The sequence below is a fragment of the Variovorax sp. PBL-E5 genome, assembly GCF_901827185.1.
GTDB lineage: Bacteria > Pseudomonadota > Gammaproteobacteria > Burkholderiales > Burkholderiaceae_C > Variovorax.
The window spans coordinates 4,515,281-4,537,328 of sequence record NZ_LR594671.1; the positions used below are offsets into that span (position 1 = coordinate 4,515,281).

Consider the following 22,048-nt stretch of genomic DNA (forward strand, 5'->3'; position numbering starts at 1 on the left):
ACCAGTTATCGCCTCGAATCTCGATCTCAGCCGAATGGCAGCCACCACGTTCTGGGCGGCAGGTCCGCAACCTATGCGGTGAGATTGGATGAGGTCCGATGGCATGGAAACGGAGAGCACGATGAGCATCGAAGCGAATGTCCAGACGGTGAAGGATTTCTTCGCCGCGATCGGTCGCGGCGACAGGGAACGTCTGCTGGCGCTTGTCGCCGAAGACATCGAGTGGGTCATCCCGGGCGAGGACTGGCCATTGGCCGGAACGCGCCACGGACACGCGGGGCTGGCGGATTTGCTTGAGACCGCATCCAAGTCGATAGAAACGTCCACGGAACCCCGGGAGTTCGTAGCGCAAGGAGATAGAGTCCTGGTCGTCGGCTTCGCCAGGGGCAAGATCAAAGCAACGAACAAGACGTTCGAGGACGACTGGATCTTCGCCATCACGGTCCGGGATGGCCGGTTGACGAGCATCCGCGAGTACATCGACACGCAGGCACTGGCGCGGGCCTCGCAGATGGACGCGGCCGGGCTGGCGTAGCGTTCGCCAGTTGCTGCCCTCGGGGCGGGGTAGAAAACGGTGGATCAGCCGTGGATTTCCCTTCGCACGCCGCGCATTCTTCAAACGCCCGACCGTAACGGAGATCCCGATGTACGACCCATCCAAGCTGTCCGAGTTGATCCGGTTCGCATGCGTCGATGCGGGCTTCGCCGTCATCGACGTTTAGCCGATCACGAGCATGCGGATCATGAGTTCGGGATCGATCGAGGGCCGGCCGGTGTGGCTGTAGAACGGTGCCAGATGTTGGCGCAACTCGCCAAGGTCGAGGAAGCGATCAACGCCTCGACGCAGGTGATCGCCTGGAACGTGATTTTCGAGGTTGAATGCGTAGAACAGCTGATCTTGAACGGTGCTCTGGCCCATCATGACGCGTACCTCCATCGATGAAGATAGGACGCGAAAGCGACGCGGCAGTTCTAGGGTTTAGGATAGTTTTTCAACACAATCGGCCGTTAAGAGTCAGCAGTACCTTTCAGACCGGCCGGTGGCGTAGTGGCCGCCGCGAAGGTTCGATGGCCGCTTCGTGGCCGAGACTGTGAACATGAGCGACCAAGGACGACCGGCTGGACACGCTGCGTTCCCGGCTTCAGGACCTCAGCGCGCATTCGTCGAGCACGGAGCCGGGATCGTTGCGCTCGTGCCCCGCCGAACAAACCTCTCCTGGTACTGCCCGCTCGCTATATTCCGCCCGTCACGCCCCCGGCGCGACCGGGATTGGTCTCCCGCCAGCACCTCTGCGACGCAAGCCGCAGCATGAACTTGAGCGTTGTCTGTGGCTTGCGGATCCGCAACCCGCACCTCTTGGCCCACAGCCCCCAAGGCCTCGTGAATGCAAGTCCCAACGCTTCACTGCGCTCAACCCACCACCGCCACCAAACTGACAACTCCGATCCCCACAGCCGCCAACGCATCCCCCGCAATCAGCCCTCCGCCGAACAGCGCACCCCCACTCATCCCTTCCGGCACATCATCCCGCTCGGGCGCACGCATTCCCCAAAGGCTGCTCGCAATCCCACCGGCCGCAAACCACATCGAAGTCCCCAACCCCACAAACCCGCCAAACGACAACGCATAAGGCGAAGGCAACAAGATCGCATCGAGCACGAACCCGCGCGGCCGCACCCACTTGCGCAGCACTTCGATCACCAGCCCCACCGCAATGCCCACGGCAATGGCCGTCCGCTGATACGGCAAGTCATCCGTCAGGCTGCGCAGCACGCCGACGAACTTGTACGTCATCGCCGATCCCCATTCGGCCGGCTGCCGGTCGGCGCTCAGCACCGTCTGGTCCTGCAGCAGCACCGGGTAGGCCGCCATGAACAGCCGCGCGAAAACCACCGCCAGCATCGCGCCCACGACGATGCCGAGCACCTGGTAGCGAAACTGCACGACGCGCGATGTGCCGAGCCGCCACCCGGTCGATCGATCCTGCTGCATGTCGCAGGCCACGCTGGTCGCCACCAGCAGCACGGCGCCGGCCATCAGGCCCACGCCGGGGTCGCGCAGGCCGAGGGCGGCGAGGATGACGACGGTCACGACGAAGGCGGACGAGATCGGGTTCGAGTCGCTGACGCCGACCGAGATGCCGTTGACCAGCGCGAAGACGAAGACCAGCCCCACCGCCACCACGAGATAGAAGACGGGCTGTCCCAGCAGCCAATGGCCGCAGGCCACGGTGGCGGCCGACCAGCACAGCACCCACAGCACGAGGCGCGTGCTGTTGATGCGCCGCCAGCCGTCTTCTTCGACGGCCGCCAGCGGCGCAGCGGCCGCGGCCGCCCGCCGCTTCATGCCCGACAGCGCGCGCACGAAGATCAGCGCCATGTCCACCAGCGCCGCGCCCATGATGGTTCCGAGCGCGATGAGGAACATGATCTTGCGCGGCGGGTCGGCCGCCTGCAGCCAGCCGATCGCGACGAAGTAGGGATGCAGCGCGACGCCGATCAGGCCCGCGATGGCCGCGGGGATGCCGATGCGCGCGCCGACGACGAGGCCCGCGCCGAAGGTGGATGCCGAGAACCCGCTCGTGCCGAGCAAGGGCCATCGCGCGGCGCCCAGTCCCGTCATCAGGCCGAGCGCGATGCCGCCGCCGAGCTGGCGCACCGAACGCCGCAGCAACGAAGGGTCGGTCAATGCGCGCAGGATGTTCGCGACGGCCAGGCCGGAAGGGAAGGCCAGCCGCATGCGGTCGACCAGCACCGGCGTGTAGAGCATGCCCACGCCGACGCCGAGCATGCCGACGCACGCGAGGTACAGGACCATCCGCCAGGCCGGCGGCTGCGGCAAGCCCATCCACGCCATGGCCTGCAGCAGCACGCCGAGCCCGCTCATGCTGGCGACCGAGGCGGCGGCCGTCTGGATGTAGTTGGCGCCGTGGCGCCCGCTCGCGCCGTAGCCCGCGGTGACGGCGGAGCCGAGCAGGCCCGCGAGCACCTGGCCGCCGACGAAGAAGCCGAGCGAGAAGTTCATGTAGGCCGCGGTCACGCCGGCCAGCGGCCCCAGCACGAGCATGCCCGTGGCCGCCAGCAGAAGGTGGTAGCGCCAGCCGCCCTCGACGGGCAGCCAGCGCCAGCGGGGCGCGGGATGTGGATCCATGGGTGCGGATGATCTCGCACTCCCGGCCATCGGCTCGGGAGGACAATCGGCCCGACACCAGAGGAGACGACTTGCAATGAAACCCATCCACTTGTTGTTTGCGCTGGGCCTCGCCCTGGCGGCCGCGCAGGCTCCGCACGCACAAGGCAGCTGGCCCGAAAGGCCGGTACACATCGTCGTGCCTCAGCCGCCGGGCGGCCCCAGCGACATCGTGCTGCGCAGCGCCATCGAGAAGATGCAGCCGATCCTGAAGCAGCCGCTGATCGTCGACAACAAGCCGGGCGCGGCGGGCAACCTCGGCGCCATCGAGGTCGCTCGCGCAGCACCCGACGGCCAGACGTGGCTGTGGACGACCGACACGCTGCTGACCGTGAACCCGAACGTCTATCCGAAGCTCGGCTTCAAGCCCGAGGATCTGGTGCCCGTGATGCGCGCCAGTGCCTTCAGCCAGACGCTGGTGTGCAACCCCGGGCTCGGCCTGAAAACGGTGGCCGATCTCGTGCGGCGGGCGAAGTCCCGGCCCATGAGCTACGCCTCCGGGGGTGCCGGGTCGCCAGGGCACCTCAGCAGCGAGTTGTTCAAGAACGTCGCCGGCATCGAGATGACCCACATCCCGTACAAGGGCCCCGCCCCTGCCATGCAGGACGTGATGGGCGGCCAGGTCGACTGCGGCTTCCTCGCCGGCCCGACCGTGCTGCCGCAAGTGCGCGCCGGCAAACTGGTGGCGCTGGCGGTCTCGGGCGCGCAGCGCTCGCCCTTGTTGCCCGACGTGCCCACGGTCGCCGAGGCCGGCTACCCCCGCTTCGATGCGACCTTCTCGCTGGTCCTCTTCGCGCCGAAGGGCACGCCGAAGCCCATCGTCGACACGATGTTCAAGGCACTCGATGCGGCGTTGAAGGATCCGGGCGTCGCCGAGCGGCTGCGCCAGAGCGACCAGGCCGTGGTCGCCGACTCGCCGGGCGACAGCGCCGCACGTCTCGCGGCCGACGCCAGGACCTGGGGCGCCGTGGTCAAGCGCATCGGCCTGCAACTCGACTGAGGCCGGCAGCTGCCGGCGCGGCGCCCTATGCAGGCGCCTTCATAGAGTTCAGCACGAAGTCGTACTGAAGTCGCCAGCCGCCGTCGGCGCTCTTCGTCCACGGCGCGACCAGCGATTCGCGCACACCGAACACGGCATCCGAATCAAGGTACGCATCGCCGTCGCGGAACACATGGGTGATCAGGGTTTCATAGCCGGGCGCCTCGATCATGAAGTGCAGATGGGCCGGCCGCCACGGATGGCGCTTCGTCGCGCGCAGCATCTCGCCGACCGGGCCGTCGGTCGGGATCGGGTAGGCCTCGGCCAGCACGCTGCGGAAATGGAACTCGCCGCGCGGCCCGCTGCGCAGCTGGCCGCGGCCCTGGGCGTGCGTGAGCGCCGGGTTCTGCACGTCGTAGTGGCCTTCCGAGTCGGCCTGCCAGACGTTGATGACCGCGTCGGCGATCGGCTCGCCGTCGATGCCGCGCACCGTGCCCGTGACCTGGCAGGGCTCGCCGGGCGCGCCGTTCGCCACGTCGTCGCCGTGCGCGTAGTGCGGCGCACCTTCGACATAGAACGGCCCGAACACCGTCGACTCGGTGCAGCCGGCGGGCTTGTCGTTGTTCATCGCGACCACCAGCATCGACAGGCCGAGCACGTCCGAGGCGAGGATGAACTCCTGCCGCTTGTCGTCGCACTTGTGGCCGGTCGCGGTGAGGAACTGGATGCCCTGGAACCACTCGGCCTCGGTGAGGCGAACGTCGCGCGCGAAGGCATGCAGGTGCTGCACCAGGCTGGTCATGATCTCGCGCAGCCGCGGGTCGGGCGTATCGGCAAAGCGTGCGATGACGGCCTGGGTGATGTTGTCCTGATCGACGTTGCGCATGGGGTGTCTCCTGGGTTCGCGGCCGTGGCCTTCTTTCTCTGTCCGTGCGACTCTAGGCCTTGAAGGCCCGCAAGTGAAGCGCGCCGCTGCAAATGATTTTTCCGGCCGGCGGAACGGTCGGCGGGCGGCTGCGCCACAATGCCCGCGGCCGCCCTGCGACGCAGGCGGCCGCCGAAAGGAGACACCGACACGATGGACCGCTGGACAGAAATCGCGCTCTTCGTTCAGATCGCCGAGGCCGGCAGCCTGAGCCGCGCCGCCGAGTCGCTCGGCCTGTCGAACGCGGCCGCGAGCCGACACCTGAGCGCGCTCGAGGCGCGGCTGGGCGCGCGCCTGGTCGAGCGCAACACGCGGCGGCTCTATCTCACCGACACCGGCCGGGCGTTCTGCGCGCGCGCGAAGACCATCCTGGCCGATCTGGAGGACGCCGAGTCGGCTGCCAATGCGACCGCGCTGCAGCCCACCGGCACGTTGCGCGTGACGGCATCGCTGTCCTTCGCGATCCACCACATCGCGCCGCTGCTGCGCGAATACACCGAGCGCTATCCCGAGGTGACGGTGCACGTGGAAGCGGCCAACCGCTACTTCGACCTGATCGACAACAACATCGACGTGGCGATTCGCACGCGCGAGTTCGAGCCCGATTCCAACGTCAGCATCCGCCGTCTCGGCCAGACGCGCCGCATCCTCGCGGCTTCGCCGCGCTACTTCGCGCGCCACGGCTTTCCGAAGACGCTCGACGAACTGCAGCGGCACCAGCTCCTGATCTACACCTACGCGAACAACCCGAACACGCTGAGCTTCACGAAGGACGGCCATGCCGAGACGCTGTCCGTCAAGGGGCTGCTGGAATCGAACGACGGCCAGGTGCTGCGCGCCGCCGCGCTCGACGGCATGGGCATCCTGGTGCAGCCGACCTACATCCTCTACGAGGACATCGTCGCCGGCCGGCTGGTGCCGACGCTCGACGACTGGGATCTGCCGCGCCTGACCATCAACCTCGCCTATCCGAGCCGCAAGCACCTGTCGGCCAAGGTGCGCAGCTTCATCGACTTCATCGCGGCGCACTTTGCGCGCATGGACTACGAGCGCAAATGGACGGCGCGCTTCGGCGCGCGCTGAGCGGCCGGACGTGGCCGATGTGCAGCGCGCGGAAGGCGCGTCCGCTCAGCTCAGCCGGCGGGCGGCCGCGCGCCTTCCCACGCCGCCTGCAGCAGCGCGCGGATCGCGCCGCGCTCCAGCGGACGCGGGTTCGGGTACCGGGCCTGCAGTGCGCGCTCGCAGGCGAGGTCGAGGTCGGCGGCCTTCATGCCGATGTCGCGCAAGGCAATCGGCGCGCCGTTGTCGCGCGCCAGGTCGTAGACCGCCTGCGGCGCAGCCGGCGCGCCGAGCGCCTGCGCGATGCGGCGCATGGCCTCGGGCGCGGCCGCTGCGTTGTAGGCCAGCGCATGGGGCAGCACGATGGTGTGGGTTTCCGCATGCGGCAGGTTGAAGCTGCCGCCGAGCGTGTGGCACAGCTTGTGGTGCAACCCCATGCCGACATGGCCGAGCACGCTGCCGCACAGCCAGGCGCCGTAGAGCGCATCGCTGCGTGCATCCGCATCGGCTGCGTCGGCGCGGATCGCGGGCAGCGCGCGCCCCAGGGCTGCGATGCCCTGCTCGGCCATCAGCACCATGATCGGATTGGCGTCGGCCGCATACAGGCCCTCGGCCGCATGGGCGATCGCGTTGATGCCGCTGGTCACGCTCAACGCCGCGGGCAGGCCGAGCGTGAGCTCGGGGTCGTAGATCACGGTGCGCGGCAGCACGCGCGGGTCCTTGCCGGTCTTCTTCAGGCCGCCTTCGGTGATGCCGTAGATCGGCGTCATCTCGGAGCCGGCGTAGGTGGTCGGCACGGCGATGATCGGCAGTCCCGAATCGAGCGCGATGGCCTTGCCCAGGCCGGTCGTCGAGCCGCCGCCGATGGCCACCGCGCAGTCGGCGCCCAGCCGCTCGGCCACCGCGCGCGCCTCGCGCGCCGACTCGATCGGCACATGCATCACCGCCTGGTCGAAGATGCCCGCCATCCGGTCGCCGAGCGGGCCGGCGATGCGTTCGGCCTCGGCGCGCTGGCGCGGCGTGCACAGCACCAGCGCACGGGCGGCGCCCAGCAGATCGAGTTCGGCGGCCAGGCGCGCGGACGATCCGGCGCCGAAGACCACGCGCTGCGGGTAGGTGGCATGGACGAAGGCTGGCACGGGCATGGGCGTTCCTTGTGGGCGATCAGTATCGTGAACTTGCCGCCGGCGCTCAACGGCCCGCGCGGAAATCAGTTTTCCGCGCGGGCCATTGAAAGCGGGCCGCCATACTGCGGACCATGAAGATCTTCGATGCCGAAGCCACCTGCGCCCACCTGGCCTTCGAGCGGCCGGTACCGGCGCTGCGTGCCGCCTTCGCGAGCCCCGCCAGCGTGCCCGCGCGCCATGTGCATGGTCGGCACCGGCCGCGTCGCGCGGCTGCTGCCGGCCGCGCATGCGAGCGTGCGCGCGATCGACGAGGTGGTGGTCTGGAACCACCGTCCCGAAGGCGCCGAAGCGCTGGCCGCCGAATGGCGCGCAGGGGGATGGAATGCGCGCGCGAGCACCGATCTGGCCGCCGCCGCGCGCGGCGCCGACATCGTGAGCTGCGCCACGCTGGCCGAAGCACCGCTGGTGCGCGGCGAATGGCTCGCAGCCGGATCGCACCTGGACCTGATCGGCAGTTTCACGCCCGCGATGCGCGAGGCCGACCCGGCCTGCTTCGCCGGCGCGCGCACCTTCGTCGATACCGGGGAGGCCTTGCAGAAGGCCGGCGATCTGCTCGGCGCGATCGCGGCCGGGACACTGCAGGCGAACGGCGTACAGGCCACGCTCGCACAGCTGTGCAGCGGCGAGCGACCGGGGCGGCGCGACGCGGCCGAGCGCACGGTCTTCAAGGCGGTCGGCAGCGCGCTGGAAGACCTTGCGGCGGCGACGCTGGTGTGGCGCGCCGGCGCCGCCTGATGCCTCAGTCGGCCGTGGCGCCGGAGATCTTGACGATCTCGGCCCACTGCGCGCTTTCCTTTCGGATCAGCGCAGCGTACTCGGCGCTGCCGCCCAGGAGCGGCACCGCGCCCTCCACCTCCAGCCGCGACTGGAACTCGGGCGTGGCCGCGACCTTCAGCATCTGCGCCGACAGTTCCTTCACCACCGCATCGGGCGTGCCGCGCGGCGCGAGGATGCCGTAGGTCAGTGTGCTCTCGAATCCCGCCAGGCTCGGCACGCCGGACTCGGCGATGGTCGGCACCTGCGGCAGCGAGGGCAGCCGCCGGCTGCCGGTGACGGCCAGCGCGCGCAACCGCCCGCTCTTCACCAGCGCGAGCGCCGGCGGGATGACGCTGAACATCATCTGCACCTGGCCGCCGACGAGGTCGGTCAGGCCGGGGCCGGTGCCCTTGTACGGAATGTGATTGATCTTGCTGCCGATCTTCTGCTGGAACAGCTCGCCGGTGAGATGGCCGCCGGTGCCGCTGCCGCTCGACGCGTAGTTGAGCGTGCCGGGCCGCGCCTTCGCGAGCGCGACCAGGTCGGCCACCGTCTTCACCGGCGAGTTCTCGGGCACCACCAGCACCAGGGCCGAAGAAGCGAACATGGCAATCGGCACCAGGTCCTTCTGCGTGTCGTACTTGAGGCCGTGGTAGAGCGCCGGATTGATCGACACCGTGCCCGAGTGCCCCAGCAGCAGCGTGCTGCCGTCGGCCGCGCTGCGCACCACGAACTCGGTGCCCAGGTTGCCGCCGGCGCCGGGCCGGTTCTCGACCACCACGCTCCGGTTGCGCAGCTCGCCGAGGCTCCTGGCCATCTGGCGCGCGAAGACGTCGTTGCCGCCGCCGGGCGTGAAGGGCACGACGATCCGGATCGGCTTCGACTCCGCCTCGGCCCACGCGGACGCAGCCACCGAGCCCACCGCGCCCAGCAACAGGGCGCGGCGCATGCGGCTTCGCATCAGACGCGCTCGAGGATGACCGCGATGCCCTGCCCCACGCCGATGCACATCGTGCACAGCGCATAGCGGCCCTTGCTCTTGTGCAGCTGGTTGACGGCCGTGGTCGCGAGCCGCGCACCGCTGGCGCCCAGCGGATGGCCCAGCGCGATCGCGCCGCCGTTGATGTTGACGCGCGCGTCGTCGTCCTTCAGGCCGAGCAGGCGCAGCACCGCGAGGCCTTGCGCGGCGAAGGCTTCGTTGAGTTCGATCACGTCGAGCTGGTCGAGCGTGAGGCCGGTCAGTGCCAGCACCTTCTGCGTCGCCGGCGCCGGGCCGATGCCCATCACGCGCGGCGGCACGCCGGCCGTGGCCATGCCGACCACGCGGGCACGCGGCGTCAGGCCGTACTTGGCGGCGCTGGCTTCGTCGGCGAGCAGCAGCGCGGCCGCACCGTCGTTCACGCCGCTCGCGTTGCCGGCGGTCACGGTGCCATCGGGACGCACGACGCCCTTCAGCTTGGCCAGCGCTTCAAGGCTGGTGTCGCGCGGATGCTCGTCCTTGGCGACGACGATCGGGTCACCCTTCTTCTGCGCCACGCTGACGGGCACGATCTCGGCATCGAAGAAGCCGGACTTCTGCGACGCGACCGCGCGCTGCTGCGAGGCCAGCGCCATGCGGTCCTGCGCCTCGCGCTCGATCTTGTAGTCGGTGGCCACGTTCTCGGCCGTCTCGGGCATCGAATCGACGCCGTATTGCGCCTTCATGAGCTTGTTGACGAAGCGCCAGCCGATGGTGGTGTCGTAGACCGCGTTGGCGCGGCTGAAGGCGCTCTCGGCCTTGGGCATGACGAAGGGGGCGCGGCTCATGCTCTCGACGCCGCCGGCGATCATCAGGCCGGCCTCGCCCGCCTTGATGGCGCGCGCGGCGCTGCCGACGGCATCGAGGCCGGAGCCGCACAGGCGGTTGATGGTCGCGCCACCGAGTTCGAGCGGCAGGCCCGCGAGCAGCGCCGACATGCGCGCCACGTTGCGGTTGTCCTCGCCGGCCTGGTTGGCGCAGCCGTAGAGCACGTCGCTCACGGCCTGCCAGTCGACGTTCTTGTTGCGTTCCATCAGCGCGCGCAGCGGCACCGCGCCGAGGTCGTCGGTGCGCACGCTCGCGAGGGCGCCGCCGTAGCGGCCGAAGGGGGTGCGAACGGCGTCGCAGATGAAGGCTTGCTGGGTCATGGTGTCGGTCTCTTTCGGTGTCGGTTTCAGGCGGCGATGGGCAGGCCCACCAGCTTTTCGAGCTCGGCATGGTCGAGGCCGTCGACCTTGTCGATCAGCTTCAGGCCCGCGGGCGTGCATGCGAGGGTGGCCAGGTCGGAGTACACGCGCTTGACGCAGCCGATGCCGGTCAGCGGATAGCTGCATTGCTGCACGATCTTGCTTTCGCCCTTCTTGGTCAGGAGGTCCATCATGACCCAGGTCTGCTTGGCGCCGATGGCCAGGTCCATCGCGCCGCCGACCGCGGGAATGGCGCCCGGCTCGCCGGTGCTCCAGTTGGCGAGGTCGCCGGTGGCCGAGACCTGGAAGGCGCCGAGCACGCAGATGTCGAGATGGCCGCCGCGCATCATCGCGAAGCTGTCGGCATGGTGGAAGAAGGCACCGCCCGGCAGCAGCGTCACCGGCTGCTTGCCGGCGTTGATGAGGTCGTAGTCCTCGCTGCCCGCGGCCGGCGCGGGGCCCATGCCGAGGATGCCGTTCTCGCTGTGCAGGATCACCTCGCGGCCCGCCGGCAGGTGGTTGGCGACCAGCGTCGGCTGGCCGATGCCGAGGTTGACGACGGCGCCGTCGAAGATGTCCTGCGCGACGCGCGCGGCCAGCTGATCCTTGGTGCGGCGTTGGTAGTTGCTCATGGTCATGCTGCCTTCTTGAAACCGCCGGCTTGCGTGGCGACACGGTCGATCTTGACGATCCGGTGGACGAAGATGCCGGGGGTGACGATGGTCTCGGGATCCATCTCGCCGAGTTCGACGATCTCGTGCACGGTCGCGATGGTGCGGTCGGAGGCCATGGCCATCACGGGGCCGAAATTGCGCGCGGCCTTGCGGTAGATGAGGTTGCCCCAGCGGTCGCCGCGCTCGGCCTTGATGAGCGCCACGTCGCCATGGATCGGGTACTCGAGCACGTAGGGCTTGCCGTCGATCTCGCGCGTTTCGCGATCGCCCGCGAGCTGCGTGCCGTAGCCCGTGGGGCAGAAGAAGGCGCCGATGCCGGCGCCGGCGGCGCGGATGCGCTCGGCCAGGTTGCCCTGCGGCACCAGTTCGAGCTCGAGCTTGCCGGAGCGGTAGAGGCCGTCGAACACCTGGCTGTCGGCCTGGCGCGGAAAGCTGCAAATCACCTTGCGCACGCGGCCGGCCTTGAGCAGCGCGGCCAGGCCGACCTCTGCGTTGCCGGCGTTGTTGTTGACGACCGTGAGGTCTTTCGCGCCCTGCTCGATCAGGCCGTCGATGAGCTCGTTGGGAATGCCGGCGGTGCCGAAGCCGCCGATCAGCACGGTGGCACCGTCGGGGATGCCGGCCATGGCATCTGCGACGGAGCGTGCGATCTTGTTGATCATGGAAGTCGTCTCCGGGGTGAAGGAAGGCCGAACGATTTTGCGCCTGTAACCCGTTCGGAAGGATTTGCCGATTGTTCGTATATCGAACACTTGTTCGTATAATGAATTCTAAGGAGAATCCTCGACCATGGCAACCCACCCGAAACAAGCGGTTGCACCCGCGCCCGGCGACAGTTACGTGCAGTCCTTCGCGCGCGGGCTGCAGGTGATCCGGTCGTTCAGCGCCAGCGCGCCGCGCCAGACCCTGAGCGAGGTGGCCGCTGCGACCGGACTGACACGTGCGGGCGCGCGCCGCATCCTGCTCACGCTGCAGACGCTGGGCTACGTCGCCAGCGACGGCAAGCTGTTCGCCCTCACGCCGCGCATCCTCGACCTCGGCTTCGCCTATCTGTCGTCAATGCCGATCTGGAACCGTGCCGAGCCGGTGATGGAGGCGCTGGTGCGCCAGGTGCACGAATCGTGTTCGGCCGCCGTGCTCGACGCCGCCGACATCGTCTACGTGATGCGCGTGCCCACGCACAAGATCATGCGCATCAGCCTCGGCGTCGGCTCGCGCCTGCCGGCCTGGTGCACGTCGATGGGCCGGCTGCTGCTGGCCGACCTGGCCGACGAGGAGATCCGCGCGCGCATCGAGGCGACGGCGCGCGAGGCTTTCACGAAGTCGACCGTGACCGATGCCGACGCGCTGTTCGCCAAGGTGATGCAGGCGCGGCGCCAGGGCTGGTGCCTGATCAACCAGGAGCTGGAGGAAGGCCTGGTCTCGATCGCCGCGCCGATCGTCGACCGCGCGGGGCGCACGGTGGCCGCGCTCAACATCAGCGGCCAGGCCAACCGCACCGGCGCCAAGATGATGCAGGACACGATGCTGCCCGCGCTGCTGGCATCGGCGCGGGAGATTTCCGGACTGCTCTGAAGCGGCAGCCTCGGTCGCCGGCTCAGGCCTCGGAGTGGATGCCGCGCATCAGGATCACGCCGCCCAGCTGGGTGGTGTCGCTGCGCATGCGGTAGTCCAGGTCGTGCGGCGTACCGGGCTGCGCTCGCCAGCCGGCGGTCAACAGCCGCTGCTGCACTTCGGGCGCGCGAAGCACCTCCACCAGCGCCGCATTGAGCTTGACGATCGCCGGCGACGGCAGGCTGGCCGGCGCAGCGATCGCGGTCCAGATCTCGAGGTCCGCGCCGCGCACGCTGGCCTCGCGCAAGGTCGGCAGCTCGGCGAACAGCGGGCTGCGCTCGGGCGAGGTGACGCCGATGGCCTTGAGCTTGCCCGACTTCACGTGCGGCTTGGCCAGGCCGGGCGGCAGCAGCGCCAGCTGGATCTTGCCGGCCAGCATCGCGGTGATGACCTGCGGATTGCCGGTGAACGGTACGTGCTGCACCGCAATGCTGGTGCGCGTCTTCAGCAGCTCCATGCCGAGGTGGCCCACCGTGCCAACGCCGGGCGAGCCGTATTTGCCGCGGTCGCCGAGGTTGCGTGCCCACAGCAGCAGTTCGGTGGCGTTCTTGCCGACCGCGTCGGCCGGTGCCGCCAGCACCAGCGGCGCCGTGCCGATCATGCCGACCGGCGCGAAGTCCTTCTCGGGATCGAAGGGCGTGTTGGGATTGAGCAGCCTGGCGATCGTGAGATTGCCGTTGATCAGCGCGCCGAGGGTGTGCTCGTCCTGCGACTTGGCCACCTGGTCGGCAGCGAGGTTGCCGCTGGCGCCGGGCTTGTTCTCGACCACCACCGGCTGACCCAGCAGCCTGGACAACGGTTCGGCGATGGCGCGTGCCGCGAGGTCGGGCGAGGCGCCGGCCGGAAAGCCGACCAGCAGACGCACCGGCTTGCTCGGCCAGTTGCCCGGCGCGGAAGAACGCAGGGCGCGCGTACGCGCGGATGGCGAGAGCTCCTGGGCCCAGGCGGCCGGCGTGCAGAGCGAGGCGGCAAGGGTCTGGAGCAGGCGGCGTTTGGAGATCATGAGGAAGCAGCTTTGACAAAGTGAATGAACGTTACAGAACGTTACGCGACGGACGCGCCCCACGCAAGTCAACCAAATGCTTCGTCAGCGCCCCTTCACGGCGCCGAAGCCGTCCTGCGGATCGACGAACACGGTGACGATCGGACTCGGCTCGCCGGCGCCGCGCGCATCGGCGCGCCGCTGCAGCGCTGCGATGCCGGCCATCATGGCCGCGCCATACGAGGGCATCGGACCCTCGGCCGTCTCGATGACGACGGCCTCGCCACAGCTTTCCTCATGCTTTTGCAGGATCCAGTAGAAATGGCCGGCGGACGGTTCGTCGACCACCAGTTCGACGGTGTCGGTGCTCATGACGGTGGCGGCGGCTACTGCGCGAACATCAGCGCCAGGCGCTGCGCATCCTGCTCGGCGTCGCCCAGCGCATCCTGCATCGAAGCCCGCAGCTCGCAGCACACGTGGACGACGCGGTCCTGCGAGGCGTCGCGGATCTTCACCACGCCCGACCACCAGCCGAGGTGCCGCTGGCAATCGAGCAGCATGATCTGCCCATGGGCCTGCGCGAACACGGTCTGCCGCCGGCGGCGGCGCAGGCGGGTTTGCCGCACGATCCGGGCGCGACGCGCGGCCGACAGCCAGTGCAGGGCACGCGCGGACGAAGTCCTCAGGGCGGTGATCATGGCAGTCCTCGACTTGAATACCAAAGACTTCATTTAACGCGCTTCCCCTTCCGCACGGAAGCGCAGAAGTCACGTTTGGGACGGCAGCCTCAACCGATCCGCCGTTTCGTGCAAAAGCGCACGCGCCCGACGGCCCGCAGCGCCCGCGGGCGTCGCTGAAAGCGCACATCCGCGGGCGGGGTCCCGGACCCGCACTTCCTCGGCTTGCGCCGAACTGCCCGATCCCGTACGCTGGTTTGCCGTCAAGGCGGTGCACGCGATCCCAACCAGGCAGTCCGGTCCGCCTCCGGGCTGAAGGAGACCCGCCCATGCCAAGCCGATCGAACGGCCTCGCGGCCGAAATGGAAGCTGTGCGCACACTGGCGCTCGTCGGTGCCTCGGCCAGCGGCAAGACCACGCTGGCCGAAGCGCTGCTGTACCGCTCGGGCGCCATCGGCGCGCCGGGCAGCATCGAGCGCGGCAGCACCGTCAGCGACCACGATCCGCTTGAGCGCCGCATGCAGCATTCGCTCAATGCCTCGGTGCTGAACCTCGTGCATGCCGGCACGCGGATCCATTTCATCGATACCCCCGGCGGCCCCGATTTCCTCGGCCAGAGCCTGCCGGCGCTGGAGGCGGTGGAGACCGCGGCCATCGTCATCAATGCCGCGATCGGCATCGAACCAATGGCGCTGCGCATGATGACGTACGCGGCCTCGCGCCATCTGACCCGCATGGTCATCGTCAACAAGATCGACGCCCAGGGCGTCGATCTGGCGGGCCTGCTGGCGCAGATCCAGACCGCCTTCGGCCGCGAATGCCTGCCGCTCAATCTGCCGGACGCCGGCGGCACGCAGGTGGTGGACTGCTTCTACAACCGCGAGGGCCATTCCGACATCGGCGCCGTCGATGCGGCCCACCGCGCGCTGGTCGAGCAGGTGGTCGAGGTCGATGCCGCCTTCGTCGACCGCTACCTCGAGGACGGCGACGTCGATCCGGCCGAGCTGCATGTGCCGCTCGAACAGGCGCTGCGCGAAGGCCATCTGATCCCGGTGTGCTTCGTCTCGGCGCGCACCGGTGCCGGCGTGGCCGAGCTGCTGGACGTGATCGTCAAGCTGCTGCCCGATCCGACCGAGGCCAACCCGCCCGACTTCCTCGTCGGCGAGGGCGCCGACGCGCAGCCGCTGCGCGCATTGCCGGACCCCTCGCTGCACGTGCTGGCGCACGTGTTCAAGGTCACGGTCGATCCGTATGTCGGCAAGCTGGGCATCTTCCGCGTCTACCAGGGCACGCTCACGCGCGACAGCCAGCTCTATGTCGGCGATGGCCGCAAGCCCTTCAAGGTCGGCCACCTGTTCATGCTGCAAGGCAAGGACCATGTCGAGGTGCAGCGCGCGCTGCCGGGCGACATCGTGGCAGTGGCCAAGGTCGACGAGATCCAGTTCGACGCGGTGCTGCACGACGCGGCCGAGGACGATCACGTGCACCTCGCTCCGCTGGACTTCCCGATCCCGGTGCACGGCCTGGCGATCGAGCCCAAGCGGCACGGCGACGAGCAGCGCGCCTGGGAGATCCTCGGCAAGCTGGTCGCCGAGGACCCGTGCCTGCGGCTGGAGCACGCCAGCGTCACCAACGAGACCATCGTCTACGGCCTGGGCGAGCTGCACCTGCGCGTGCTGCTCGACCGGCTGCGCGAGGTCTACCGCTTCGAGGTCAACACGCGGCCGCCGCGCATCGCCTACCGCGAGACGGTGACGGCGCCGGCCGAAGGCCATCACCGCCACAAGAAGCAGACCGGCGGCGCCGGCCAGTTCGGCGAGGTCTACCTGCGCATCGAGCCGCTGGCGCGCGGCGCCGGCTTCGAGTTCGTCGACGAGGTGCGCGGCGGCACCATCCCGGGCCAGTTCATTCCCGCGGTCGAGAAGGGTGTGCGCGAAGTGCTGGTGCATGGCGCGATCGCCGGCTATCCGGTGGTCGACGTGCGCGTGGTGGTCTACGACGGCAAACACCACAGCGTCGACAGCAAGGACATCGCTTTCGCCACCGCCGGCCGCAAGGCCTTCATGGCGGCGATCCGCGGCGCGCGGCCGATCGTGCTGGAGCCGGTGGTCCGGATCGACATCGCCGCGCCCGACCATGCGATCGGCGACGTCACCGGCGACCTGTCGGTGCGGCGCGGCCTGGTCAGCGGCACCTCCAACGTGACGGCGGGCACGGTGCTGATCCACGGGCAGGCGCCGATGTCCGAACTGTCGGGCTACCAGTCGCGGCTCAACGCGATGACCAGCGGGCAGGGGCGCTACACCATCTCGCTGTCGCACTACGAGGCCGTGCCGCCGACGGTGCAACAGACGCTGGTCGGCCAGCATCAGGTGCACGAAGACGACTGAGCCGCACGCGGCGGCCGCGCGTCAGACGTTGCTCGTCGCGCGCACTTCGTCGATGCTGGTCTGCCCCGCCAGCACCTTCTCGATGCCGTCCTGGCGCAGCGTGCGCATGCCTTCGCGCAGCGCGGTCTCCTGCAGCAGCTCGGCGCGCGAGCCGGTCTGTACCAGGTGGCGCAGCTCGCGCGTCATCACCATCAGCTCGTGCACGCCGACACGGCCCTTGTAGCCGGTCTTGTCGCAGGCCGGGCAACCGACGCTGGTGTAGCGCTGCAGCCGGCCCTCGCGGCCATGGCGTTCCACCCACTCGGCATGCAGCGCCTCGCGCGCAGCCGGTGTGTCGCCGGCGCCGAAGACGTGCATGTAGTCGGACATCAGCTCCTCGACTTCCTCGGGCGTCGCCGGCCGGCTCTCGATGCACTGCGAACACAGCCGCCGCACCAGGCGCTGCGCCAGCACGCCGAGCAGCGAGTCGGCGAAGTTGAACGGGTCCATGCCCATGTCGAGCAGGCGCGTCACGGTCTCGGGTGCGCTGTTGGTGTGCAGCGTCGACAGCACCAAGTGGCCCGTCAGCGATGCCTCGATCGCGGTCTTGGCAGTTTCCTCGTCGCGGATCTCGCCGACCATGATCACGTCCGGGTCGGCGCGCAGGAAGGCGCGCAGCGCCTTGGCGAAGGTCCACTCGATGCGCGGGTTGACCTGCACCTGGCGCAGGCCGGCCTGGGTGATTTCGACCGGATCCTCGGCGGTCCAGATCTTGCGCTCCGGCACGTTGATCTGCATCAGCGCCGAGTGCAGCGTGGTGGTCTTGCCCGAGCCGGTCGGGCCGACGCACAGCACCATGCCGTAGGGTCGGTTGATGGCGCGCTTGAGGTGCTCCAGGTTGTAGGGCGAGAGCCCGAGACGGTCGAGCGCGATCGGCTTGGCCGAGGCCAGGATCCGCATCACCACGTCCTCCAGGCCGTTGTTGGTCGGGATGGTCGCAACGCGCAGCTCGATGCGGTGCTGCGGCGAGAACTTGGCGAAGTTGATCTTGCCGTCCTGGGGCTTGCGCTTCTCGCTGATGTCGAGGTCGCACATGATCTTGACGCGCGCGATCATCGCGTTGCGGTAGTTCGGCGGCAGCTCGAGGTAGGTGCGCAGCCGGCCGTCCTTGCGAAAGCGGATGCGGATCTTCTCGCGGCCCGGGTAGCTCTCGATGTGGATGTCGGACACGCCTTCGCGGTGCGCCTCGAGGATCATGCGGTTGATCAGGCGCACCAGCGAGTTGTCCGACTGCTCGATGGGCGCATCGTCGTCGGAAGGGTTCTGGCCTTCCTTCTCCAGCGTTTCGATCAGCTCGCTGGTGTCGGTGAGCTGGAAGTCGATCGAGCCCTGTGTTTCCAACGAGCGCGAGCGGCCTTCGACCGAGCCGATCTTCTCGTAGGCCGCGCGTTGCACGCCGTCGAGGTCGGCGGTCTGGCCGAGCACCGCGACCACCTTCATCTGCGCGCTGAACTCGGCCTCGTCGATGGCCGCATGGCGGTTGATCGGGTCGTCCATCGCCAGGATCAACCGTCCGTCGTGGATCAGGAGCGGCATGACCTGCAGGCGCTCGGCGACCGCATGGCCGATCTTGCGCAGCGCATCGGCCTCGGTCGGAAAGGCGTCCAGGTTCACCAGCGGGTAGCCCATCTTGCGCGCCAGCGCGGTCTGCAGATCGGGCCGCGTGACGATGCCCATGCGCACCAGCACTTCGCCCAGCGGCACGCTGCGGTCGAGCTGCTGCTGCGCCAGCGCATCGCCGAGTTCGCGCTCGGTGATCATGCCGAGCGAAGTCAGTGCCTCGCCGATGCGAACGATCGGCATGCGGGCCTGCCGTTCGATGGCTTCGAGCAATTGCTCGCGCGAGCTCACCTGCGTCGACGACAGCAGTTCGCCGATGTTGTGCGCCTCTGCCTCGCCCGGGCCTTCGGCGGCCTTCGGCGCGGCCGCGCCCTTGCCGACCTCGAAGCGCTGCAGGCTGGCGCGCGGCACGAACAGGCGCCAGACCGAGCCATCGTCGCCGGCCGGCGGGAACAGGAACAGCCCGAAGCCGGTCTCGACATGGCCCAGGGTCTCGCCGGTCAGCTCGTCGCCATCGTTCAGCAGCACCCGGTAGCCGGAGACCTTGCGCGGGCCGGACACGGCAAAAGGCGCCAGCGGCGCGATCAGCGTCAGCGTACGGAACTGGTCGAAGCGCACCGTGACCCGCGTGCGCGCCTGCGGCAGCTGCACGTGGACCACTTCGTTGACGGCCGAGAAATGCGTCATGCGGCCAGTCACGCGCTTGGCATTCAGGCCGACGACCTCGCAGGGCTGCGGCTCGAGCGGCGTCGCGGCCGCGACCTCCTTCGCATACGGAGGATTGGGCCAGGCGAATTCCGCACCCCGGCCCCCCGCGGATGCGGCCGTCGCCTTCGGGGTTTCTGCACTGGAGGGCTGGATCGGGGTCATGTCGATTCCTGTAGGGGTGCGCGCGGTTCGGACAGGGCGCCATGGTAGGCCAGCCGCACCGGGCTGCCGGCAAGCCCGGGTGACCATGCCGTGGAAAAAGGCACACGATGCGCGCGGCACCGCATCCTTTGGCGCTGCCCGTTCGTTCTTGCCATGCAAGCCCCGAAGATTCCTTCTCCCCACCGACCATTGCCAGAGAAAGGCTGTCATCATCATGAAGCAAATGATTCGCTACCGACTCAAGGCCGACCGCGTGGCCGAGAACGAAGGCTTCGCGCGCGCGGTCTATGACGAACTCCACCGGCTGCGGCCGCCGGGGCTGCGCTATGCCACCTTCCGGCTCGACGACGGGGTGAGCTTCGTCCACATCGTCTCGCACGAGGCCGCGGACGGCAGCAACGCGCTGACCGCGCTGCCGGCCTTCAAGGCCTTCGTCGCCGGCATCCGCGACCGCTGCGAGGAGCCGCCGGTCAGCACGCAGCTGCACGAGATCGGATCCTATGGATTCTTCGGCGACTGACGCCGCCGGCGTCATCTCCGCGCTGGAAGAGGGCCGGCGTCAATTCCTTGCGCTGGTGGCGCATGTGCGGCCGGACCTGCACCGCTACTGCACGCGCATGACCGGCTCGGTCGCCGACGGCGAGGATGTGGTGCAGGACACGCTGGCGCGCGCCTACTACGAGCTGTCGGAGTTCAAGGAACTGCCGCCGCTCAGGCCCTGGCTCTTTCGCATCGCGCACAACCGCGCCATCGACCACCTGCGGCGCGAGGCCTATCGCCGCAGCGAGCCGCTCGATGCCGCGCTCGAGATCGCCGACGACCGCGGCCGCGAACCCGACAGCGCACTGGCCCGCCGGCAGGCCGTGAACGCGGCGATCTCGTGCTTCCTCGAACTCGCGCCGGCGCAGCGCGGCTGCGTGATCCTCAAAGACCTGCTCGACCATTCGCTGGAAGAGATCGCGGCCGAACTCGATCTGAGCCTGCCCGCCGTGAAGGCCGCGCTGCACCGCGGACGGACCCTGCTGCGCACGCTGGCCTCGGCACCGGCCTCGACGGCCGGCCCGTCGCCGCGCGCGGTCTCGCCGGCGCTGGCGCAGTACGCGAGCCTCTTCAACGCCCACGACTGGGACGGCGTGCGCGCGATGCTCGCCGACGACGTGCGGCTGGACCTGGTCTCGCGGCGCAAGGCGGCGGGGCGGCGCGAGGTCGGCGTCTATTTCGGCAACTACGACCGTACCGAGGGCTGGCGGCTGCAGCCTGCGTGGCTCGATGACCGCGAGGTGCTGGCGGTGATGAGCGATCCGCTCGCCGAAGGGCCCGCTTACTTCATCGAACTCACGTGGTCGGCCGATCGCGTGGCATCCATTCGCGACTTCCGCTACGTGGGCTACATCGTGCAGGACGCGGCGATCGAGCTCGCCCCCGCAGGCGCCTGAGCACATGCGCTCAATGCGGCTCTGACGCGGACTCGGCCGGCCTCGCCGCCTGGTTCCGCCGCTTCCATTGCCCGGGGGTCGTGCCGAACTCGCGCTTGAAGGCGCGGTTGAATGCAGCCTCGGACTCATAGCCCACCGAGGCCGCGACACGCGCCAGATCGCCGCGTCGTTCACGCAGCTGGCCGGCCGCCACCACCATGCGCCAGCGGGTCAGGTATTGCATCGGCGGCACGCCGACGTATTTCGTGAAGCGTTCCGCGAGCGCGCTGCGCGACAGGTTGAGCACTTGCGCCAACGCATCGACCGTCCATTCGTGCCCGGGCGATTCATGCATCAAGCCGAGACAGCGTCCCACCACGGCATCCTTGAGGCCGGCGAGCCATCCCGACTGCTCGGGCGGAATCGTCTCGATGTAGGCGCGCAGGGCTTCCAGGAAGAGCACCTCGGCGGCCCTGCTGACCAGCGCATCGACGCCCGGTCCGGCAGACGCGGCTTCGGCCAACGCGAAGCGGATCGACTGCTCGATCCAGGGCCCCGCGGCGCGATGGCGCAACCCGGTCCGGAAAATCCGCGGCAGCGCGTCGGTCAGGGGATTCGAGCCATCACCGTCGTAGGCGAACCAACCGCAGACGACGACGCTCTTTTCGCCATCGCCGCCGTAGCGAATGCGGTTCAGCTCCGGAACCCTGGGCTGGACCACATGGTCCACCTGCACGGCCGAGTACTGGAGATCGCTGCCCACCACATGAGCGTCGGCGCGCGGGAACGTCACGACGTCGCCCGCCACCAGTTCGATCGGATCGCCATCCTCCAGCCGTATCCAGCACCGTCCCTCCAGCAGCAGATGGCAGACCGCGAGGCGATGCGCCTCGGGCTGCAACAGCCTGGCCAGCTCGGCGCCCGTGGGTATGTTCACGCACCATGGCGCATGCATGTCGGCGTTGAGGAACAGTGCGCCATTGAGTCGAATCGTGCTCAGAAGACTGGACAGCACATCCATGAAAAGCTCCGATCTCTGTAGGCCGCGGCGTTTCGGACAACAAGTGCGGACGAACGGGCAAGGCAGCGGCAAGGCGCCCGGCCATCATAGAGCCTGCCTCTTTTTCTTGATCGACTGGAGCCGCCATGACAGAGAACTCGCGCGAACTCGTCGTCCTCGTGACCCGCGGCACGGACCATGAGCTTTCATCGGTGGCCCTGACGATCGCCTGCGGTGCGATCACTTCGGGGCTCAAGCCCTATCTCTTTCTGACCAGCGCCGCCATCGATCTCGTGCGCAAGCGCGCGGTGGACCTGACACACGTCCCGCCGCTGGCACCGCTCAAGGCCCTGATCGATGATTTCATGGCACGCGGCGGCACCGTCTGGGCCTGCCCGCCTTGCGTCGCATCGCGCGGCTATGTGCAGGAGGATCTGATCGAAGGTGTCGTCATCACCGGTGCCAGTGCCGTTCACGCACGGCTGATGGAAGGCGCTGCCACCCTCAGCTTCTGAGCCGCGCGTTC

Annotated in this window: 20 protein-coding genes and 2 pseudogenes; 9 read left to right on the forward strand and 13 right to left on the reverse strand. The window is 68.8% G+C overall.

Going from position 1 to position 22,048, the window contains the following annotated elements:
• Positions 1-121 precede the first annotated feature (121 nt).
• Complete coding sequence (locus WDLP6_RS22050) at positions 122-535, forward strand: nuclear transport factor 2 family protein (protein ID WP_162594076.1); 414 nt, start codon at positions 122-124, stop codon at positions 533-535.
• A 186-nt stretch (positions 536-721) separates the two neighbouring features.
• Here the strand turns inward: WDLP6_RS22050 and WDLP6_RS22055 are convergent.
• Both WDLP6_RS22055 and WDLP6_RS22060 read right to left on the reverse strand, forming a co-directional pair.
• Positions 722-922: pseudogene (locus WDLP6_RS22055) on the reverse strand (IS5/IS1182 family transposase); the annotation flags it as partial.
• 489 nt (positions 923-1,411) lie between these two features.
• Positions 1,412-3,151 (reverse strand): OPT/YSL family transporter, encoded by a 1,740-nt coding sequence (locus WDLP6_RS22060; protein WP_232077211.1) that lies wholly within the window; start codon positions 3,149-3,151, stop codon positions 1,412-1,414.
• A gap of 76 nt (positions 3,152-3,227) precedes the next feature.
• Here WDLP6_RS22060 and WDLP6_RS22065 point away from each other — a divergent pair, with 76 nt between their 5' ends.
• On the forward strand, positions 3,228-4,190 hold the full coding sequence (locus tag WDLP6_RS22065; RefSeq protein ID WP_162594077.1) for a Bug family tripartite tricarboxylate transporter substrate binding protein: 963 nt from the start codon (positions 3,228-3,230) through the stop codon (positions 4,188-4,190).
• Between the two features lie 25 nt (positions 4,191-4,215).
• On the opposite strand, the gene WDLP6_RS22070 is transcribed toward WDLP6_RS22065, so the two are convergent.
• Positions 4,216-5,055, reverse strand: a complete 840-nt coding sequence (locus tag WDLP6_RS22070; protein WP_162594078.1) for an intradiol ring-cleavage dioxygenase — start codon at positions 5,053-5,055, stop codon at positions 4,216-4,218.
• Positions 5,056-5,247: 192 nt separating this feature from the next.
• On the opposite strand from WDLP6_RS22070, the gene WDLP6_RS22075 reads away from it, so the two are divergent.
• Positions 5,248-6,177: a LysR family transcriptional regulator gene (locus WDLP6_RS22075; RefSeq protein WP_162594079.1), complete on the forward strand. Its 930-nt coding sequence runs from the start codon at positions 5,248-5,250 to the stop codon at positions 6,175-6,177.
• Positions 6,178-6,227: 50 nt separating this feature from the next.
• Here the strand turns inward: WDLP6_RS22075 and WDLP6_RS22080 are convergent, their stop codons facing one another.
• Complete coding sequence (locus WDLP6_RS22080; RefSeq protein ID WP_162569317.1) at positions 6,228-7,298, reverse strand: maleylacetate reductase; 1,071 nt, start codon at positions 7,296-7,298, stop codon at positions 6,228-6,230.
• Positions 7,299-7,511: 213 nt separating this feature from the next.
• Here WDLP6_RS22080 and WDLP6_RS22085 point away from each other — a divergent pair.
• A pseudogene (locus tag WDLP6_RS22085) lies at positions 7,512-8,075 on the forward strand (ornithine cyclodeaminase family protein); the annotation flags it as partial.
• A 4-nt stretch (positions 8,076-8,079) separates the two neighbouring features.
• Here WDLP6_RS22085 and WDLP6_RS22090 read toward each other — a convergent pair.
• Genes WDLP6_RS22090 through WDLP6_RS22105 form a run of 4 tightly spaced genes read right to left on the reverse strand, consistent with a single transcriptional unit; the run spans position 8,080 to position 11,637 of the window.
• Positions 8,080-9,045, reverse strand: coding sequence for a Bug family tripartite tricarboxylate transporter substrate binding protein (locus WDLP6_RS22090; protein WP_232077213.1), 966 nt, complete (start codon positions 9,043-9,045; stop codon positions 8,080-8,082).
• An 11-nt stretch (positions 9,046-9,056) separates the two neighbouring features.
• The gene (gene pcaF / locus WDLP6_RS22095) at positions 9,057-10,262 is read right to left on the reverse strand and encodes a 3-oxoadipyl-CoA thiolase (RefSeq protein ID WP_162594081.1); all 1,206 of its coding nucleotides are present in this window, start codon (positions 10,260-10,262) and stop codon (positions 9,057-9,059) included.
• Positions 10,263-10,288: 26 nt separating this feature from the next.
• Complete coding sequence (locus WDLP6_RS22100) at positions 10,289-10,933, reverse strand: 3-oxoacid CoA-transferase subunit B (RefSeq protein WP_174259890.1); 645 nt, start codon at positions 10,931-10,933, stop codon at positions 10,289-10,291.
• A gap of 2 nt (positions 10,934-10,935) precedes the next feature.
• The gene (locus WDLP6_RS22105; RefSeq protein WP_162569321.1) at positions 10,936-11,637 is read right to left on the reverse strand and encodes a 3-oxoacid CoA-transferase subunit A; all 702 of its coding nucleotides are present in this window, start codon (positions 11,635-11,637) and stop codon (positions 10,936-10,938) included.
• A gap of 127 nt (positions 11,638-11,764) precedes the next feature.
• Between WDLP6_RS22105 and WDLP6_RS22110 the strand changes: the two genes are divergently transcribed.
• Entirely contained in the window at positions 11,765-12,550 is a 786-nt protein-coding gene (locus WDLP6_RS22110; RefSeq protein WP_162594083.1) for an IclR family transcriptional regulator domain-containing protein, read from the forward strand.
• A 22-nt stretch (positions 12,551-12,572) separates the two neighbouring features.
• On the opposite strand, the gene WDLP6_RS22115 is transcribed toward WDLP6_RS22110, so the two are convergent.
• The 3 genes from WDLP6_RS22115 to WDLP6_RS22125 all read right to left on the reverse strand — a co-directional run bounded on the left by WDLP6_RS22115 (position 12,573) and on the right by WDLP6_RS22125 (position 14,269).
• A complete protein-coding gene (locus WDLP6_RS22115) occupies positions 12,573-13,592 on the reverse strand; it encodes a Bug family tripartite tricarboxylate transporter substrate binding protein (RefSeq protein ID WP_162594084.1) in 1,020 nt (339 codons plus the stop codon).
• An 84-nt stretch (positions 13,593-13,676) separates the two neighbouring features.
• Entirely contained in the window at positions 13,677-13,943 is a 267-nt protein-coding gene (locus WDLP6_RS22120; RefSeq protein ID WP_162569324.1) for a hypothetical protein, read from the reverse strand.
• Positions 13,944-13,957: 14 nt separating this feature from the next.
• Positions 13,958-14,269 carry a hypothetical protein gene (locus tag WDLP6_RS22125; RefSeq protein WP_162569325.1) on the reverse strand — a complete coding sequence of 104 codons (312 nt, stop codon included), beginning with the start codon at positions 14,267-14,269 and terminating at the stop codon, positions 13,958-13,960.
• A 308-nt stretch (positions 14,270-14,577) separates the two neighbouring features.
• On the opposite strand from WDLP6_RS22125, the gene fusA reads away from it, so the two are divergent.
• Positions 14,578-16,638: an elongation factor G gene (gene fusA, locus WDLP6_RS22130; protein ID WP_162594085.1), complete on the forward strand. Its 2,061-nt coding sequence runs from the start codon at positions 14,578-14,580 to the stop codon at positions 16,636-16,638.
• A 21-nt stretch (positions 16,639-16,659) separates the two neighbouring features.
• Here fusA and WDLP6_RS22135 read toward each other — a convergent pair whose 3' ends face one another.
• Positions 16,660-18,543: a GspE/PulE family protein gene (locus WDLP6_RS22135; protein ID WP_162595207.1), complete on the reverse strand. Its 1,884-nt coding sequence runs from the start codon at positions 18,541-18,543 to the stop codon at positions 16,660-16,662.
• 778 nt (positions 18,544-19,321) lie between these two features.
• Here WDLP6_RS22135 and WDLP6_RS22140 point away from each other — a divergent pair.
• Both WDLP6_RS22140 and WDLP6_RS22145 read left to right on the forward strand, forming a co-directional pair.
• Positions 19,322-19,627, forward strand: coding sequence for a hypothetical protein (locus tag WDLP6_RS22140; RefSeq protein ID WP_162594086.1), 306 nt, complete (start codon positions 19,322-19,324; stop codon positions 19,625-19,627).
• Positions 19,608-20,543, forward strand: coding sequence for an RNA polymerase sigma factor (locus WDLP6_RS22145; RefSeq protein ID WP_162594087.1), 936 nt, complete (start codon positions 19,608-19,610; stop codon positions 20,541-20,543). Before WDLP6_RS22140 ends, WDLP6_RS22145 begins: the two co-directional genes overlap by 20 nt.
• 10 nt (positions 20,544-20,553) lie before the next feature.
• Here the strand turns inward: WDLP6_RS22145 and WDLP6_RS22150 are convergent, their stop codons facing one another.
• Positions 20,554-21,543: an AraC family transcriptional regulator gene (locus WDLP6_RS22150; protein ID WP_162594088.1), complete on the reverse strand. Its 990-nt coding sequence runs from the start codon at positions 21,541-21,543 to the stop codon at positions 20,554-20,556.
• 125 nt (positions 21,544-21,668) lie between these two features.
• Between WDLP6_RS22150 and WDLP6_RS22155 the strand changes: the two genes are divergently transcribed.
• Entirely contained in the window at positions 21,669-22,037 is a 369-nt protein-coding gene (locus WDLP6_RS22155; RefSeq protein ID WP_162569332.1) for a DsrE family protein, read from the forward strand.
• Positions 22,038-22,048 lie beyond the last annotated feature (11 nt).

What these genes read in the sequence shown, in the direction of transcription:
- WDLP6_RS22050 (WP_162594076.1), top strand. Translation starts at nt 122, where the DNA reads ATGAGCATCGAAGCGAATGTCCAGACGGTGAAGGATTTCTTCGCCGCG.
- WDLP6_RS22060 (WP_232077211.1), bottom strand. Translation starts at nt 3,151, where the DNA reads ATGGATCCACATCCCGCGCCCCGCTGGCGCTGGCTGCCCGTCGAGGGC.
- WDLP6_RS22065 (WP_162594077.1), top strand. Translation starts at nt 3,228, where the DNA reads ATGAAACCCATCCACTTGTTGTTTGCGCTGGGCCTCGCCCTGGCGGCC.
- WDLP6_RS22070 (WP_162594078.1), bottom strand. Translation starts at nt 5,055, where the DNA reads ATGCGCAACGTCGATCAGGACAACATCACCCAGGCCGTCATCGCACGC.
- WDLP6_RS22075 (WP_162594079.1), top strand. Translation starts at nt 5,248, where the DNA reads ATGGACCGCTGGACAGAAATCGCGCTCTTCGTTCAGATCGCCGAGGCC.
- WDLP6_RS22080 (WP_162569317.1), bottom strand. Translation starts at nt 7,298, where the DNA reads ATGCCCGTGCCAGCCTTCGTCCATGCCACCTACCCGCAGCGCGTGGTC.
- WDLP6_RS22090 (WP_232077213.1), bottom strand. Translation starts at nt 9,045, where the DNA reads ATGCGCCGCGCCCTGTTGCTGGGCGCGGTGGGCTCGGTGGCTGCGTCC.
- pcaF (WP_162594081.1), bottom strand. Translation starts at nt 10,262, where the DNA reads ATGACCCAGCAAGCCTTCATCTGCGACGCCGTTCGCACCCCCTTCGGC.
- WDLP6_RS22100 (WP_174259890.1), bottom strand. Translation starts at nt 10,933, where the DNA reads ATGAGCAACTACCAACGCCGCACCAAGGATCAGCTGGCCGCGCGCGTC.
- WDLP6_RS22105 (WP_162569321.1), bottom strand. Translation starts at nt 11,637, where the DNA reads ATGATCAACAAGATCGCACGCTCCGTCGCAGATGCCATGGCCGGCATC.
- WDLP6_RS22110 (WP_162594083.1), top strand. Translation starts at nt 11,765, where the DNA reads ATGGCAACCCACCCGAAACAAGCGGTTGCACCCGCGCCCGGCGACAGT.
- WDLP6_RS22115 (WP_162594084.1), bottom strand. Translation starts at nt 13,592, where the DNA reads ATGATCTCCAAACGCCGCCTGCTCCAGACCCTTGCCGCCTCGCTCTGC.
- WDLP6_RS22120 (WP_162569324.1), bottom strand. Translation starts at nt 13,943, where the DNA reads ATGAGCACCGACACCGTCGAACTGGTGGTCGACGAACCGTCCGCCGGC.
- WDLP6_RS22125 (WP_162569325.1), bottom strand. Translation starts at nt 14,269, where the DNA reads ATGATCACCGCCCTGAGGACTTCGTCCGCGCGTGCCCTGCACTGGCTG.
- fusA (WP_162594085.1), top strand. Translation starts at nt 14,578, where the DNA reads ATGCCAAGCCGATCGAACGGCCTCGCGGCCGAAATGGAAGCTGTGCGC.
- WDLP6_RS22140 (WP_162594086.1), top strand. Translation starts at nt 19,322, where the DNA reads ATGAAGCAAATGATTCGCTACCGACTCAAGGCCGACCGCGTGGCCGAG.
- WDLP6_RS22145 (WP_162594087.1), top strand. Translation starts at nt 19,608, where the DNA reads ATGGATTCTTCGGCGACTGACGCCGCCGGCGTCATCTCCGCGCTGGAA.
- WDLP6_RS22150 (WP_162594088.1), bottom strand. Translation starts at nt 21,543, where the DNA reads ATGGATGTGCTGTCCAGTCTTCTGAGCACGATTCGACTCAATGGCGCA.
- WDLP6_RS22155 (WP_162569332.1), top strand. Translation starts at nt 21,669, where the DNA reads ATGACAGAGAACTCGCGCGAACTCGTCGTCCTCGTGACCCGCGGCACG.